At 59.2% G+C, this 15,855-nt stretch carries 13 protein-coding genes; all 13 read right to left on the reverse strand.

The annotated features are described in order from the left end of the window. Positions 1 to 40: 40 nt before the first annotated feature. The 13 genes from gap to uvrC all read right to left on the reverse strand — a co-directional run bounded on the left by gap (position 41) and on the right by uvrC (position 15,819). Positions 41 to 1,066, reverse strand: coding sequence for a type I glyceraldehyde-3-phosphate dehydrogenase (gene gap, locus ACQRCA_RS03570; RefSeq protein ID WP_154517458.1), 1,026 nt, complete (start codon positions 1,064 to 1,066; stop codon positions 41 to 43). A 193-nt stretch (positions 1,067 to 1,259) separates the two neighbouring features. Further along, entirely contained in the window at positions 1,260 to 2,189 is a 930-nt protein-coding gene (whiA, locus tag ACQRCA_RS03575) for a DNA-binding protein WhiA (RefSeq protein ID WP_154517461.1), read from the reverse strand. Positions 2,190 to 2,195: 6 nt separating this feature from the next. Next, positions 2,196 to 3,116, reverse strand: a complete 921-nt coding sequence (gene rapZ / locus ACQRCA_RS03580; protein WP_427718645.1) for an RNase adapter RapZ — start codon at positions 3,114 to 3,116, stop codon at positions 2,196 to 2,198. A 99-nt stretch (positions 3,117 to 3,215) separates the two neighbouring features. After that, entirely contained in the window at positions 3,216 to 3,902 is a 687-nt protein-coding gene (locus ACQRCA_RS03585; RefSeq protein WP_154517496.1) for an N-acetylmannosamine-6-phosphate 2-epimerase, read from the reverse strand. A gap of 70 nt (positions 3,903 to 3,972) precedes the next feature. Then, entirely contained in the window at positions 3,973 to 4,938 is a 966-nt protein-coding gene (locus ACQRCA_RS03590) for an ROK family protein (protein WP_427718647.1), read from the reverse strand. Between the two features lie 170 nt (positions 4,939 to 5,108). Continuing rightward, entirely contained in the window at positions 5,109 to 6,029 is a 921-nt protein-coding gene (locus ACQRCA_RS03595) for a dihydrodipicolinate synthase family protein (RefSeq protein ID WP_427718650.1), read from the reverse strand. Positions 6,030 to 6,097: 68 nt separating this feature from the next. After that, the gene (locus ACQRCA_RS03600) at positions 6,098 to 6,949 is read right to left on the reverse strand and encodes an acetylxylan esterase (protein WP_427718653.1); all 852 of its coding nucleotides are present in this window, start codon (positions 6,947 to 6,949) and stop codon (positions 6,098 to 6,100) included. Then, positions 6,942 to 7,919: an acetylxylan esterase gene (locus tag ACQRCA_RS03605; protein WP_427718656.1), complete on the reverse strand. Its 978-nt coding sequence runs from the start codon at positions 7,917 to 7,919 to the stop codon at positions 6,942 to 6,944. Before ACQRCA_RS03605 ends, ACQRCA_RS03600 begins: the two co-directional genes overlap by 8 nt. An 80-nt stretch (positions 7,920 to 7,999) precedes the next feature. Beyond that, entirely contained in the window at positions 8,000 to 8,827 is an 828-nt protein-coding gene (locus tag ACQRCA_RS03610) for an ABC transporter ATP-binding protein (protein WP_154517508.1), read from the reverse strand. After that, positions 8,828 to 10,843 carry a dipeptide/oligopeptide/nickel ABC transporter permease/ATP-binding protein gene (locus ACQRCA_RS03615; protein WP_154517511.1) on the reverse strand — a complete coding sequence of 672 codons (2,016 nt, stop codon included), beginning with the start codon at positions 10,841 to 10,843 and terminating at the stop codon, positions 8,828 to 8,830. A gap of 3 nt (positions 10,844 to 10,846) precedes the next feature. Next, complete coding sequence (locus ACQRCA_RS03620; RefSeq protein ID WP_370450641.1) at positions 10,847 to 11,803, reverse strand: ABC transporter permease; 957 nt, start codon at positions 11,801 to 11,803, stop codon at positions 10,847 to 10,849. Between the two features lie 157 nt (positions 11,804 to 11,960). Then, entirely contained in the window at positions 11,961 to 13,568 is a 1,608-nt protein-coding gene (locus ACQRCA_RS03625; protein ID WP_427718660.1) for an ABC transporter substrate-binding protein, read from the reverse strand. 364 nt (positions 13,569 to 13,932) lie between these two features. Continuing rightward, entirely contained in the window at positions 13,933 to 15,819 is a 1,887-nt protein-coding gene (gene uvrC / locus ACQRCA_RS03630; RefSeq protein WP_427718686.1) for an excinuclease ABC subunit UvrC, read from the reverse strand. Positions 15,820 to 15,855: the final 36 nt, after the last annotated feature.

Here is a 15,855-nt window from a genome sequence, read left to right on the forward strand (position 1 = left end):
CTTTTTTAGACGCTCAACGAGCTATTCGCTAAAAGCCAAATTAAGCAACGAACTTCTCGAAGTACTTGATGGTGCGGACCATCTGAGAGGTGTAGGAGTTCTCGTTGTCGTACCAAGAGGTAACCTGAACGAGGGTCTGGCCGTTGCCGAGGTCAGAGCACATGGTCTGAGTGGCGTCGAAGATGGAGCCATGGGTCTCGCCGATGATATCGGTGGAGACGATGTCGTCCTCGTTGTAAGCGAAGGTCTCGGAGATGGTGGCAGCGTAGGCCTTCATAGCGGCGTTGACCTCGTCGGCGGTAACCTTCTTGTCAACGACAGCGTAGAGGTTGGTGAGGGAGCCGGTCGGCGTCGGGACGCGCTGGGCGGCACCGATGAGCTTACCGTTGAGCTCGGGGAGAACCAGGCCGATAGCCTTGGCAGCACCGGTGGTGTTGGGGACGATGTTGACGGCGCAGGCGCGGCTACGACGCTTGTTGCCCTTGCGCTGCGGGCCGTCGAGCGGCATCTGGTCGCCAGTCCAGGCGTGAATGGTGGTCATGATGCCGGACACGATGGGAGCGAAGTCGTTCAGACCCTTGGCCATCGGGGCGAGGCAGTTGGTGGTGCAGGAAGCAGCGGAGATGATGTTGTCCTCAGCGGTCAGCGTCTCATGGTTGACGTTGTACACGATGGTGGGCAGATCGCTGCCGGCCGGAGCGGAGATGACGACCTTCTTGGCACCAGCGTTGATGTGGGCCTGAGCCTTAGCCTTGCTGGTGTAGAAGCCAGTGCACTCGAGAACGACGTCGACGTCGAGGTCGCCCCAAGGCAGGTTGTTGGCGTCGGCCTCCTTGTAGATCTTGATCTCCTTGCCGTCAACGGTGATGGAATCCTCGCCAGCGACGACCTCGTGATCGCGAGCATAGTTGCCCTGCGTGGAGTCGTACTTCAGCAGGTAAGCGAGCATATCGGGAGAGGTGAGGTCGTTGATAGCGACGATCTCGGAGCCCTCATGACCGAACATCTGACGGAAGGCCAGACGACCGATGCGACCGAAGCCGTTAATAGCAACCTTTACTGCCATTGTGTCTCCTTTCGTAAGGCCCCCGCAAGCTACAGCGCCCGCCGTTGAGGCCCACAAACTAACCACTCGCCTAATATACCTTTTTTTTGACTTGAATTTCACGAGAATGCTCGAAATTGAAAATCAAATTTGCTTTAAAACGTTTTAAAGCATAAAACAGCAGTTCAAGTACTATATAAACTGCCGCTTTAAACTACCTGTTCGCTTCAATGAGCTTTTCAAGACGCAAAACGCGGTGATATAGGGCCGACTTTGACAAAGGAGGGTCGGCCATCTCCCCCAAATCTCGCAGTGAGAGATCAGGATAGCGCTCACGTAAGTCACAAAAGGCCGCCAAGGCATCCGGGAGCACATCGCGCATGCCGCGTCGCTCAAGCTCCTCGATAAGCGCGAGCTGATGTTGGGCAGCGCCGGCGCTTCTCGTCTGGTTGGCCAGCTCAGCATTCACGCGACGATTTACGTCGTTTTTCACCAACTTGACCGCACGGGCTTCCTCGATTTCGGCAACGCTGCGCTTGGCACCAATCAATTTGAGCAAATGCTCAATCTCCTCGGCGCTCTTGATGTACACGGCATATGATCCTCGCCGGGCGTTGACGCGAGCATGAACCCCGACCTGCTCCAACAGGTCGCAAAGCCCCTTGGCGTATTGTTCGCCCTGCACCGCAATCTCCAGGTGAAAATCGCCACGCGGGTCTGCCACAAAGCCGCCGGCAATCAAAGCGCCGCGAATGTAGGCGAGCCTGCAGCAGGGCCGGGCGACGATATGGCGCGGCACACCGGCGACGAGCCCTCCCCTGCGGTCGAGAATGCCCAGCAGAACCAAAGCCTTATCGAGGTCGGGCTGGTCGGGCAAGGTGATGAGATAGTTTCGCACCTTATGCAAGACCGACTTGCGAACGGTAAACTCCGTTTTGAGCTTGAGGATGCGGTGCGTCAGCGTAATCATCGTGCGTGCAACGGCACCCGTCTCGGTCGCAACCGTCAAACGGTACCGACCAGAGCCCGCCAGCGAAAGCGTGCCACTCACACGTGTAAGAGCGGCAAGTGTCGACAGATCGCAATATTCACATTCGGGTTCGCAGCGCGCAAGCTCGTCACGCACCTCGGCGGTAAACGACATTCAAACCTATGCTTTCGTATTGGCACGCGACAAGTCGCGGTGAGAAATGCTCACGTGATACTGAGCACCTTCCAGGTATCGGGCCGTAGCCTCTGCAATGGCAACGCTGCGGTGCTGGCCGCCCGTACAGCCGATGGCAATGGAAAGCTGCGGCTTGCCCTCCGCGATATAACCCGGCATGACCGTATCGAGCAACTGCGTCCAAACCTTCCAGAACTCCTGCGTCTTGGGATGGTCCAGGACAAAGTCGGAGACCTTCTTATCGAGGCCGGTCAACGTGCGCATCTCGGGGTCGTAGAATGGATTAGGCAGGAAGCGAACATCGATCATGATGTCTGCCTCGACGGGCATACCATGCTTAAAGCCAAATGAGAAGACGTGGACGTCCATGAGCTGCTGGTCGGACAGCTCTGAAAAAGCCGCACGCAGCTTATTGCGTAAAGCAGAGGTACGAAGGCGGCTCGTATCGATAATCATATCGGCTCGGTCGCGCACGCCCTGGAGTTGTAAACGCTCGCGCTGGATGGCGTCGGCCGTGGTCTCCCCCGGCTTCGCAATGGGATGGCGGCGGCGGTTTTCGCTGTAGCGGCGAATCAGCACCTCATCAGATGCATCGAGAAACACAATGTCACAGCTCATCTCGCGCTCTTCCAAGGCGGCAACGGCGTCAAGCAGCTCATCAAACAGGCCTTGGCTGCGAAGGTCACAGGTAACAGCAAGATGTCTACCCACACCCGTATTGATGCCAACAAGCTCTGCGAGCTGCGCAATCAGGCGCGGAGGCAGGTTGTCGATACAAAAATAGCCCATGTCCTCAAACACATGCATGGCTTGCGTTCGGCCCGATCCGGACATTCCGGTGATGATGACGATATCGGGAATGCGCTCCGTGCGCTCCGCCGCATCCATAGCATCTCCCTTTTGCATGTGCTGCCTCCTAAAATAAGCGCAGGACCCGGCCAGCGGATCCCGCGCGATCAATTGCCTTAGTTGAGTATACCGCCCCAAGCGGATACGAGGCCCGTCTTACGCCTCAAGCGCAGCCTTGAACCAACTCGTAATACTTGTGGGGTGCGTAATGGCAGTGCCAACGACAACGGCCCAGGCGCCGGCGTCAATCGCGGCGCGAGCCTCCTCGGGCGTATGCACACGACCCTCGCAAATAATGGGAAGACCGGGGAACTCCTCGGTTGCCTGGCGCAAAAGCGGCAGGTCGGGGCCGTCTGCCATGGTGCAATCGATGGCGGCGACGCCATGCGAAAGCGTAGTGGAAACCAAATCGAAGCCCATGTCGACCGCGCGGCGGATATCCTCGATCGTGGCGCAGTCCGCCATCAGAAGCACGCCCTCCTCGTGCAGCGGACGAAAAGTGTCCTCGAGCGACTTGCCATCGGGGCGCGGACGATCGGTGGCGTCAATCGCCACGATGTCAGCACCGGCAGCAACGCAGGCGCGGGCGTGACGCAGCGTCGGCGTGATGTAAACGCCCTCGTGTCCATCCTTCCACAGGCCGATAACAGGAACCTCACAACGACCCTTAATGGCAGCAATGTCGGCAAGGCCCTGGCAACGAATGGCGGCGGCGCCTCCGAGTTCGCAAGCGCGAGACATTTGAGCCATGGTCTCGGGCGTACGAAGCGGCTCGCCCATATACGCCTGAACGCTCACGATGAGCTTACCCTTCAGGGATTGAATTAAAGGATCGACGGTCATAAGGCTATAACCTTTCTCAGAACAGCCTCCCGAGGCGTGTCGTCTCGGGAGGCTCCTACAGCAGATACGTTTACTTTAACGAGGCAAGAAGATGCTCGGCGGCACCGATAAGCGGTGCGTCGCCCTCCAGAGAACCGATGAGGATCGGCGTGTCCTGAAGCGGATCGAGCGCCTGGCTGGCATAGCCCTCGTGTACCGAATCCTTCCACGTCTGCGAACGCCAATCGGGTCCCTGGTGAATTACGCCACCCGAAAGCACGATGACCTCTGGATCCAGAATGTTGGCGAGCGAGCCCAAGCTAGCGCCCAATGCAAAGCCGGCATCGTGGATGACCTCGGTCGCCTTTGCGTCACCCGCGCGGCACAGGTCGTTCACGTCGCGGCCAACCGAGGGACGGCTGGGGTCAACGCGACCGAAGCGCTCGTCGTACATGCGCCCAATCGACGTACCCGAAGCAACCGACTCCAGATGGCCGGAACGCCCGCAGGCGCAGGGAATGCCGGCGGCAGCCGTGCACTCGATGTGGCCCATATGGCCGGCAGCACCATGGAAGCCCTGCATCACGCGGCCGTTCTCGACATATGCGCCTCCGATACCCGTGCCGATGCCCAGACACAAGACGGAGAACTTGCCCTTGCCGACGCCCCAATGGGCCTCACCCAGAGCATGAGCCTGCACGTCGCCTACAACGGCAACGGGAAGACCGAGGTCCTCGCGCAGACGCGGCCCCAACTGAACGCCGGACCAGCCGGGCATGATCTCGTTGGCATACGCGATGGCGCCCGTCTTGGGATCGACGACGCCAGCGGCACCGATACCGACGCCAAGGACCTCGACATCGGGATTCGCCTCGAGAGCGGCCTTGATGGACGCCTCGATACGCTGGAAGACGGCCTCACCGCCCTCTTGGGCCTCGGTGGGAACCTCAGCCTCAAATACGGGATGGGGCACGCCGCCATCAGCCGGATATTCCATAATGGCGGTCGCAATCTTGGTGCCACCGATATCAACGGAGCAGATGTACTTGTTCTCCATGTCGCTCTCCTTAGGAGATAAAAACAACTACAGGAAATAAAGGCGGTGTTATCGCCGCAGCTTGCTAAAGGCTTCCCGAGTGCCCGGGGTTGGGGTGAAAGCGGTCGGGCATTGACCTAATGGGTCACGCTCGATCGCTTGAGCCCCAAGATCGGGTGCCCGGGAAAGCTTTACAGGAGACCGTTGTCCTGGAGGACCTTCCTAATCGCCTCGACGTTCTCGCCGGTCATGGCCTTCACCGGGCGCGGCATGGTCGGGCTGTCGAAAATGCCCATGAGGTTCATAGCGGTCTTGAAGGCGCCAACGCCACCGGCATAGCCCTGGACGCCCGAGGTGACGTCCCAGATGTGCGAAATCTCATTGAGGCGATCCTGCTCGGCTTTGACGGTAGCCCAGTCACCAGCCTGGGCGGCCTTCCACTGACGCACGTAGCCCTCGGGCTCAACGTTGGCGAGACCCGGGACAGAGCCGTCGGCGCCACCAAGGTAGGCACCGTCGACGACGACCTCATGGCCGGTGAGGATGCTCATCGGATGGCCGTTCTTCTCGTTCTCCTGAACGAGGTAGCGGAACGAGACGTCGTCACCCGAGGAATCCTTGACGCCAGCAAGGACGCCCTCGGCGCCGAGCTTTGCAAGGAGCTTCCAGGGGAGCTTGGTGTGAACGCACACGGGAATGTCATAGGCAAAGATGGGCAGGTCGAGCTCCTCGTGCAGGATGCGGAAATGCTCCTCGACCTCGGTCATGCCCTGCAGGGCATAGAACGGGCAGGTGGCAACGAGCGCATCGGCGCCCAGCTCCTGAGCAACCTTACCGTGCTCAATCATGCGCTCGGTCTCGGTATCGATGATGCCGACCAGAACAGGAACGCGGTGGTCGACGATTCGAACGGCCTCGGCGATGATCTGTCGACGACGCTCGTCGGTGGAGAAAACGACCTCACCCGAAGAGCCCAGGAAGAACAGGCCATCGACGCCGGCGTCGATCATGCGGTTGATGCTGCGCTCAAAGGAGGCAACGTCGAGCTGGTGATCTTCGGTATCGGGAACAACGACGGGAGGAATAACGCCGGTGAATTTCTGAGTTGCCACAAGAATCTCCTTAGTTGTCTGGCGGGTGGCCCTATGCCGCCCACTCTTGTTGGCAGTGTCCAGGCCGTCTAGGCCAAAGAACACAGGTAGAACGCTTGGTTAAAGAAGTCGACGACTTCGTTTTCGAACGCATTGATGCGTTCGTGAGCATATTTGGCATAGATAATATGCCTCCGGTCACACTCAAGACCGTTGAATACGGCAAACTGGCCCTTGGGATCGCTCACGGCATCCATGAGCGATGTACCCATAAGTACCGATCCGCGCACCCGAGACGACAGCGCTTCGAGGCCGCCGGGAAGCGGATTGGCAACCGCCGTGCAGGCAAGGCCCCGCTCGTCCAGAGCAGAAACCGCCAGCGCGACTCCACCGCCAAGGCCCTCGCCCCATGCAAAGATGCGGTCGGGGTCCATGCCGTCAAGATTGCGCGCGACCTTTGCCATTGCACAGCCCCAGCGGACGCGTTCGACAAAAACGGGCGAGGTAACCCCCTGCTTCAGCTCGCTGAGCCCAATCACATCGTCGTCCAGCGCAAGCACGGCATATCCCATGGCGGCAAACCTCGTCATGTGATGCCATCCACGTACGGGTCGGTCGATGTCATGAAACATCAGGCATAGCGGCACAAGCTCGGATGCCCGGGCACAACCTGAGGGCTCAATCAAACGGCCGTGTACGACTTCCCCGGCAAGTTCAAAGGAAACCTCGGAGTAGCGCGCGCACGGATTGGCGAAATCAATCGCCGTGACAGTCAGTCCGCAAACCTCAAGGTTCGAAGCGGCTGCCTCCAACTCGGAAACATCCGCCAAGGCATCGCCACGCCAATCACGGAAATCGGAGAGCCTTGACGAAACCGTCCCAGAGATCCCCGCAAGCTCGGGGTCAATCAGCTCATTGACATTGCTCTCGCACTTAGACATGAGCCTCCCCTTCCTTGCAGAAAAACGGAATGATCAGATCGTCAAAATCCTGAATCTCCTCGTGGCCAAAGCCCTCAAAGAACTCATGGCGCTTCTCACAGGTCAGGTTGTTGTAGACCGCAAACTGCGTCGCCGGTGGACAGACGATATCAGCCGTTCCCGTGCCAAACAGCACGGGGCATTTGACCATGGGGGCAAAGTTCTTGGAATCGAAATACGCCAGCTTGGCATAGGCCTCGTCAATACGAGTCGAGTCCTCGTCAAACCAGCGAGACCAATAGCGCAGGCCCTCGTAGGCAATGTCGTCGGCATCCAAATCCCAGACCAGGCGGAAATCCGACAGGAAAGGATAGAGGATGGCGGCACGATTGATAAGCTCGCTGTTAAGCGCGCAGGTCGCAATGCCCAAGCCACCGCCCTGCGAAGCACCGTTCACAAAAACACGGGCAAGATCGATGCCCTCGAGCTCGCGAACAATGCGGCACAGAATGCGGATATCCTGATGCAAGCGTACGTAGTAGAGATTGGCCGGGTCGCCGTCGATACCGGCAACGATATGCCCGGCAACCGTTGTGCCTTCAAATCCACCAATATCCTCGGAGGGGCCACCCTGACCGGGGCAGTCGAGGGCGACAAGTGCCATGCCCATACCCGCAAACGATGCCTGCTCGAACCAGCTGCGGCTTGCGCCCGGATAGCCGTGGAACTGTAGCACCAGCGGCACGGACTCGTCCGAAACCGGCTTGAGATACTTGGCATGCAGGCGGGCGCCACACATGCCCGTATACCAGAGGTCAAAAAACTGGCAGGTCGCAGTATCGGCAATCGATGCCGCCTCGACCGAATAGTCGATCTCGACGGCGTCAGCCTCGGCCATGCGGTCGTTCCAAAAGAGATCGAAATCTGATGGACGAGGCATGGCGCCCCGATAACCACCAAATTGCTGTTGTAGCTCCTGAGCGCTTGGCATGGCTCGTGAACCCAACCTTTCGAAATCGCAACGAGGGTGCGCCCGGCAAGGGAGCCGGGCGCACAGGAGGGAAAGCGAACCTACTCGCCAAGCTTGGGGTGCAGCAGCGACGGCGCAGCACCGAGCAGCATCTTGGTGTAGGGGTCCTGCGGGTTCTGGAAGACCTGCTTGGCCTCGCCCTGCTCGACGATCTTGCCGCCGTTCATGACGATGATGTCGTCAGAGATGTAGCGGACCGTCTGGATGTCATGGCTAATGAACACCATGGCCAGGCCGAGCTCCTTCTTAAGATCGGTCAACAGGTTGAGGATCTGCGCGCGGACCGAAACGTCCAGAGCCGAGGTGGGCTCGTCGGCGATGATGGCGTCAGGGTTCAACGACAGGGCACGGGCAATTGCCACGCGCTGGCGCTGACCGCCCGAAAGCTGGCCGGGAAGAACCTCGGCGGCAGAGCTGGGCAGACCGGTGAGTTCCAGGAGTTCCTTAACGCGCTTCTCCTGCTCGGCCTCGGTACCCAGGTTGTGGACGCGCATGGGGTCGAGCAGCTGCTCACGAACGACCATGCGAGGGTTGAGTGCCGTCGCGGGGTTCTGGAACACGACCGAGATGACGCGGCCCATGTGACGACGATCCTCGGCAGTACGCTTGGTGACGTCCTTGCCCTTAAAGTAGACCTTGCCACTCGTGGGGGCCTGCAGGCCGCACATGACATTAGCAGTGGTGGACTTGCCGCAACCGGACTCGCCGACGATGCCGATCGTCTGACCGGGCATGAGCTTAATGGTCACGCCTTGGACGGCATGAACCAGATTGGGGTGCAGGATCGAACCGGTACGGGTCCTAAAGGTGACGTGGACATCGTCAAGGAAGATAATCGGCTCGACGCCGTTGACCGCAGTCTCGCTCATCTACATCACCTCCGCATGAGGGGTCAAACCATTTGCCTTGAGCACCTCATCGGGGAGCTCGGAATAGAAGTGCTCGGTGCCGGGCACGCGCTTGAAGACCGGACGGGTGTCCAGGCCGATGTGCGGATGGCTTGAGCGGGGCGCGAAGCGATCGCCCTTGGGGAAATCGCGCGGGCTGGGGACGGCGCCGGGCACCTGGTGCAGGCGGCCCGAACCGCTCTCGATGGACAGAACGGAACCCAGAAGACCGCGGGTGTACTCGTGAATCGGGTTGGTGAGCAGCTCCTTGGTGGGCGCCTGCTCGATAACCTGACCGGCGTACATAACCGTGATGTTATGGGCGACCTCGGCGACCAACGCCAGGTCATGCGAAACGAAGATCATGGCAAAGCCGAGCTTGGCCTGAAGATCGTTGAGCAGCTTAATGACCTGCTTTTGGACGGTAACGTCCAGAGCGGTCGTGGGCTCGTCGCAGATGACCAGCTTGGGGTCGCGGGTAAGGGCCATAGCGATCAGAACGCGCTGACGCTGTCCGCCGGAAAGCTCGTGCGGATAGCTCTCGAGCGTGCGCTTGGGATCGAGGCCGACGAGCTCCAGGAGTTCCTCGGCGCTGCGGGTGCCGCCGCGCTTGGTGAGCTGCTTCATCTGGGCGGAGATGAGCATAGAGGGGTTGAGCGAGGACAGGGCGTCCTGATAGACCATGGCGATATCGGTACCGCGCAGGCCGAACCACTCCTTCTTGCTCATCTTGAGCAGGTCACGACCCTCCCAGAGGACCTCGCCGGAAAGATGCTCGTCCTCATCGGTCAGGCCCATGATGGCCAGCGTGGTGATGGACTTACCGCAGCCGGACTCGCCTACCAGGCCCATGGTCTGGCCGGGACGGACGTCAAAGTTGACATGGTCGACCACGTTGATATCACCGTGGTGCTCAAACTGGATGCAGAAATCGCGGACCGAAAGAATCGGCTCAACGGACTCATCGGGCACATGGCGGTCGTTACGCTTGAGCTCGACATCGCGCAGGGCGCCAAGACGGGCGGACAGGGACTGGGCCTGCTCCTTGTAGGCGCGAACGGGGTCGGAGACCAGCAGGTCGGCCTCGCGGCGCTTGGACGAATCGGTCGGATCCAGAGCGGCGGACGGAGCAGCGGCCATAGCGTCGGTAATGCCCTCGGAGAGGATGTTGAGCGCCAGGCAGGTGATCATGATGGCCAGACCCGGGAACAGCGCCTGCCACCAACGACCGGCGAGCACGCCACCGCGGGCATCGGCGAGGATGTTGCCCCACGTAGCAGTGGGCTCCTGGATGCCAGCGCCGATAAAGGTCAGCGAAGCCTCGAAGATGATGGCGTCGGCGACCAGGGTGACGGTGAAGACCATGATCGGGGCAATGCAGTTACGAAGAACGTGCTTGATCAGAATCCACGGAGCCTTGGCGCCGGAGACGATGACCGCGCGGACATAGTCCTCACCGTACTCGGATACGATGTTGGCACGCACGATACGGGCGATCTGCGGGGTGTACATAAAGCCGATCGCAAAGATAATCGACGGCACGGAGTTGCCCAGGATGGAAACGAAGACGGCTGCGAGGGCGATACCCGGGACAGACATGATGATGTCCAGGATGCGCATAATCGTCTCGGAGACGGCCTTGCGCGAAACCGCAGCAAGAGCACCGACAACGGAGCCACAGACCAGAGCCATAGCGGTAGCACCAAAGCCGATGATCAGCGAGTAACGACCACCGTAGAGCATACGCGAAAGGATGTCACGGCCCTTGTCGTCGGTTCCGAAGATAAACCCGTTGCCGGGAGCCTGGCGAGCCGTAAAGATCTCGACCGGGCTATAGGGGGCAAGCAGGGGGGCAAGAATCGCAGTCAGGGCGACCAGCACCAGCACGATGGCGGCAATCTTAGAAGACAGCGTCATCTTCTTCCAGCCACCGAGCTTGAGCCCCTTGGAGGCAGCCTTCTCGAGCTGCTCGGTTTGCTTCTCTCGAATCTTTACCATAATCTACACCGTCCTGATGCGAGGGTTGATGAGCAGGTAGAGCATGTCAACCACGATGTTGATGATGATGAAGGCAAGAGCAACGACGATGACGACGCCCTGAACCAGGTTCGCCTCGTTGCCCTGAACGCCCTGCAGGATCGCAGTACCCATGCCGGGGAGGTTGAAGATGACCTCGATGACGACGGCGCCGCCCATGAGATAGCCAATCTTAAGACCGAGGGTGGTGACCGGGGTGATCAGCGCGTTGCGAAGAACGTTGATGCCGACGACGACCTTCTCGGGAACGCCGGCGCCGCGAGCCATACGGACATAGTCCTTGTCGAGCTCCTCGACCATGGCGGTACGCACGATACGAGTCATCTGACCCGTCAGCGGAAATGCCAAGGCGATGGCGGGCATGATCATGCGTCCCAGATAGCCAGCCGGATTCGTGGTGAAGTGCGGCAGGGCACCCGATGCCGGGAGTACCTTAAGGTAGGAAGAGAACAGCAGGATCAACAGAACGGCAAGCCAGAACGACGGGGTTGCCAAGCCGGCGATGGAAAAGACGCGGATCACTTGGTCCGGCCATTTATCGCGATACAGTGCCGCGATGACGCCGAGCAAAAACGATACGACCGCACCGATGGCAAGACCGATGAAGGTCAGCTGCATCGTGACGGGTAGGGCCGTGGAGATGCGCTTGGCAACGGAGTTGCGAGCAGCACCATAGGTGCCCATGTCGCCATGGATCAAATTGCCCATATAGCGCACGTAGCGCACGGGCCAGGGGTCGTCCAGACCATACTTCTCATGGTACTCGGCAACCGCCTCGGGCGAGGCACCGTCACCCAACGCCGTGTAGGCGGGGTCGGTCTTGGAGAACGACATAAGGAAGAACACCAGGACGGTGACGCCCAATGCCATGATCGGCAGCGCCACGAGACGCCTTCCAATCAAACGTAGAAAGTTGTTCACGTTCTCTCCCCTTTCTTTTGTCGGTAGGACCAACTGGTATATGAGTACGGACACTCATTACAAGACCCGAGCGACATCGTTGCCGCCCGGGTCTTTGTTTCAACTATGAGGATACGGTCCCAACGGCCGACATCCTGCATATAGACTCAAGCGAGTCTTACGCCTTGACGGTCGCGACACCCTTAAAGGACATGCTCGTCGTGCCGATGCCCTTGAAGCCATCGAGGGCCTCGCCGTTGGGCGCAGTGGACGGATCGTTCCAGGAAGCGGAGACGGTCTTAACGTGGACAACGGGGTACAGAACGGCGTTGTCGGCGATGATATCGAAGCACTCGTTCCACTTCTTCTGCTGCTCGTCGCCCTCGGCGGCAAGAGCCTCGTCCATAAGGCCGTGGAGCTTCTGCCACTCAGCGGACTCCTTCCACGGGCAACGGGTCTGCATCCAGACGTTGTCGCCGTACCACCAGTTGAGCAGCAGGTCGGGGTCTGCGCCGAAGCAGGAAGGATCGCCAGGGGCAAGGAGGATATCGTAGGCCTCGCCGCCGTCGATGGCAGCATAGGTGGCCGGCGAAGTATCGGTCTGGATGGTCACATCGAAGCCGAGAGCGTCGAGGTCGTTCTTGACCTGGGCAGCCATACCCTTGATCTGCTCGTTATCGGTGGTGCGCAGGGTAATGGCGCCCGGGGTGATACCGGACTCCTCGATAAGCTTCTTGGCCTTCTTGGCGTCGGTCTTGTACACCGTGGAGGCCTCATGATAGTTGGTGAAGCTCTTGGGCAGGTAGCAGCTGGCAGCGGTAGCAAGGCCGGCGAAGGTGTTGCTGATCATCTTCTCGGTGTCGAGCGCATACATGACAGCCTGACGGACCTTGACGTCGTTCCAAGGCTCCTTGGCGACGTTGAACATGATGAAGCGGGTGCCGAAGCCCTGGACGTTGTCGATCTTGCAGCCAGCGCCCTCGAGCTGGTCGACGGCGTCAGCGGTAACGAGCTCCATGACGAGCGTGGAGCCTTCCTGCTGAGCGGTGACGCGAGCGGTGGGGTCGGTCAGGATGCTGTACTGGATCTTCTTATCCTCGGCAGCATACTCACCGTTGTACTCGGGGTTGGGAACCAGGGTGATCTCGGTATCGGAGATAGAATCGTACATCCAGGGGCCGGAGCCGATCGGCTGCTTGGCGCGATCCTCCTCGCTCTGGGCGGCAGGAGTAACGCGAATGATGGCCAGACGATCCTTGAGCAGGGAGAAGTTGGGGACCTTGGTCTTGACCGTCACGGTGCTGGCATCCTTGGCCTCGATGGACTCGAAAGGCTGGAAGAACGGAGCGTAGGTGGCAGAAGCGGCGCAAGCGGTGTAGGAGGCGACGACGTCGTCAGCGGTAACCTCGGTGCCATCGGAGAATTTGGCGCCCTTGCGGATGGTGACCTCGAAGGTGGTGTCGTCCACGGACTTGGGATCATCGGTGGCGAGCTCGTTGAAAGTGCTGTAGTCGTGGTAATCGATGCCGTAGAGGCCCTCGACGACGTGCCAGTTAGCGCCCAGGCCCACGGCGGAGCCGGTGCTGGCGGGGTCGAAGCTGGACGGAGCGTAAGCGGAACCGGCGGTGATCACGCCGCCGCCACGGTTGGCGGAATCGGCGGGAGCGGAACCCTCGTCGCTAGAGCTACCACCGCAGCCAGTGAGACCAAAGCCGGCGACAGCAGCGACGCTGCCGGTGAGGCCAAGGAACGAACGCCTGGACATACCCTTATTGATGATGGCCATGTCTTCTCCTATCAATAGAGAATCTTACCCGGGAGCACCTAAACTTGCCCCCGCGCAACTTGCGGACGATATATACCTTACCTACCGACAAACCCAACTGAGGTGCCGCGCTCGGCGACCGATACATACATACGCTTGAACGGTATTTACTACCGTTCACCGAATTCGTTGACAAACGATACAGCAGACAGTATGTATCGGCGAGGTGAGATATCAGTCTTCGTCAACCCGCAGGATAGCAGGGTTTTCGCTTGGGTTAGTCAAACGTTTTAGCGTTAATAAAACCCGAAACCAGCAGGCAATCATGGCGAAATAAATGGTTGAAAACCGCGCAATCATGTATATCAGTTGTTTAGGCTCGTGTTTAGCTATCGGAATGGCCAGCCGCTGCCTCGGCGCGCTCGGCATTCCATGCAACGAGCGCCTCGTGGACCGCCTTGGCAACATCGGCAGGTATGCCGCGAACTTCCGCGATCTCTTGCTCGCTCGCCGCGCGCAACCGCTTCATCGAGCCAAAATGGCGCATAATTGCACGTTTTCTAGTGGGTCCCACGCCTGGAACGTCATCGAGTACCGAAACCGTCATGGCTTTATCGCGCAATTCGCGATGGAACGTGATGGCAAAACGGTGCGATTCGTCGCGCACCTGCTTGATGAGATAGAGCGACGCAGACCCGGTCGGAAGTACGACAGGGGTCTCGTCCCAAGGCACGAAAACCTCCTCATCGGCCTTTGCCAAACCACAAACTGGTATATCGAGCCCAAGGGCCTCAAGTTGCTTAATTGCAGCCGTCAATTGCGGCTTGCCGCCGTCGACAACGAGCAAATCGGGGCACGAGCCAAAACGTTCGTCGGTCATCCGCTCGGGAGCATAGCGACGCCCCAAAACCTCGGACATCGAAACGAAGTCGTTCGCCTCGTCCAATTCGGCCTGGATTTTAAAGCGGCGGTACTGGCTCTTGTCGGCGTGGCCGTTGGTAAACACCACCATCGAGGCGACCGTAAAGGTGCCATGAAGCGTAGAGATATCGAAGCACTCGATTCGCATTGGCGGCGCAGGTAGCGCCAAGGCGCTTTCAAGCTCCAGGAGCGCTCGATTGGTGCGATCGTCGGCGTATCCCGTGCGCATCATATAACGCATGAGGGCATGACGCGCATTTTTAGATGCCATATCGAGCAACCGGTGTTTTTCGCCGCGCTGAGGCCTATGGAGATGACAGGAACGCTCGCGCTTGTCCGAAAGCCACTCCCCTAGCGCCTCCGCATCCTCAAGCTCGACGGAAAGGTTCACCTCGGCTGGAATATCAGCCGTCTCGTCGTAATAGCGCTTGAGAAAGCCCGACTGAAGCTCCTCTTCATCGACATCCAGGCCCTTATCGAGAATGAACTCACAGGTTCGAACCGTTCGCCCCTCGCGCACAACAAACACGCAGGCGGCCGAAATGGTCTCTTCTCGATAGAAACCAATCACATCGAGATCGACACTCGACGGAAAAACGACCTGCTGTCGGTCGTCCAGGCCCCTAATAACTTCCAAGCGACGCTTGACGCGCGCCGCCCGCTCAAAATCGAGCGCTTCGGCGGCGTCCGTCATCTCGGATGTAAGCTCATCAACGACATCTTTACGATGGCCCGACAAAAATCGCTCGACGCGTTTAACGTTTTTAGCATAGTCGGCTGGAGAGATCGCACCGACGCATGCCCCCGGGCCGCGGCCAACATGGAAGTCAAAGCAGGGACGCCCGTTTTGAGCGCAAATCATATTGACGATATCTTCTTCGCCCTTGTGGGACTCGACGATACGGCGGCATCGACGCCATTCCGCACAAGAAGCCGAGCAGATCGGGATTACCTTGCGCAGCGTATCAATGGTCTCGCGCGCCGCGCGGCTGTCGGTGTAGGGACCAAAATAACGCGTTCCCGGCTTATGACGCTCACGAGTATATTTAATAGCTGGGAACAGATCGCTCTTGGTGATAGCGATAAAGGGATAGCTCTTATCGTCCTTAAGGTCGACATTAAAGTACGGATGATATTGACCGATCAGGTTGCGCTCGAGCACCAGCGCCTCGTGCTCGTTCTCGACAACGATATAGTCAAAGCTCGCAACCAGCTGCATCATCAGCGGAATCTTTTGGCGCTCGTCCTGCAGCGTCACATATTGACGCATGCGCGAGCGCAGATTTTTAGCCTTGCCAACGTAAATGACATCGCCCTTGGCATCTTTCCAAAGGTAGCAGCCAGGCTGCATGGGCACACGCGAAACCTGTTCGGCAAGCGTTGGAAT

The organism is Collinsella sp. SGI.095 (assembly GCF_050314535.1).
In the GTDB taxonomy this organism is placed as follows: Bacteria; Actinomycetota; Coriobacteriia; order Coriobacteriales; family Coriobacteriaceae; genus Collinsella.

Coding starts and splice junctions, on each gene's coding strand:
- ACQRCA_RS03615 (WP_154517511.1), bottom strand. CDS start 10,843: ATGGTAAAGATTCGAGAGAAGCAAACCGAGCAGCTCGAGAAGGCTGCC.
- ACQRCA_RS03610 (WP_154517508.1), bottom strand. CDS start 8,827: ATGAGCGAGACTGCGGTCAACGGCGTCGAGCCGATTATCTTCCTTGAC.
- uvrC (WP_427718686.1), bottom strand. CDS start 15,819: ATGCAGCCTGGCTGCTACCTTTGGAAAGATGCCAAGGGCGATGTCATT.
- gap (WP_154517458.1), bottom strand. CDS start 1,066: ATGGCAGTAAAGGTTGCTATTAACGGCTTCGGTCGCATCGGTCGTCTG.
- ACQRCA_RS03625 (WP_427718660.1), bottom strand. CDS start 13,568: ATGGCCATCATCAATAAGGGTATGTCCAGGCGTTCGTTCCTTGGCCTC.
- whiA (WP_154517461.1), bottom strand. CDS start 2,189: ATGTCGTTTACCGCCGAGGTGCGTGACGAGCTTGCGCGCTGCGAACCC.
- ACQRCA_RS03590 (WP_427718647.1), bottom strand. CDS start 4,938: ATGGAGAACAAGTACATCTGCTCCGTTGATATCGGTGGCACCAAGATT.
- ACQRCA_RS03585 (WP_154517496.1), bottom strand. CDS start 3,902: ATGACCGTCGATCCTTTAATTCAATCCCTGAAGGGTAAGCTCATCGTG.
- ACQRCA_RS03600 (WP_427718653.1), bottom strand. CDS start 6,949: ATGTCTAAGTGCGAGAGCAATGTCAATGAGCTGATTGACCCCGAGCTT.
- ACQRCA_RS03605 (WP_427718656.1), bottom strand. CDS start 7,919: ATGCCAAGCGCTCAGGAGCTACAACAGCAATTTGGTGGTTATCGGGGC.
- rapZ (WP_427718645.1), bottom strand. CDS start 3,116: ATGCAAAAGGGAGATGCTATGGATGCGGCGGAGCGCACGGAGCGCATT.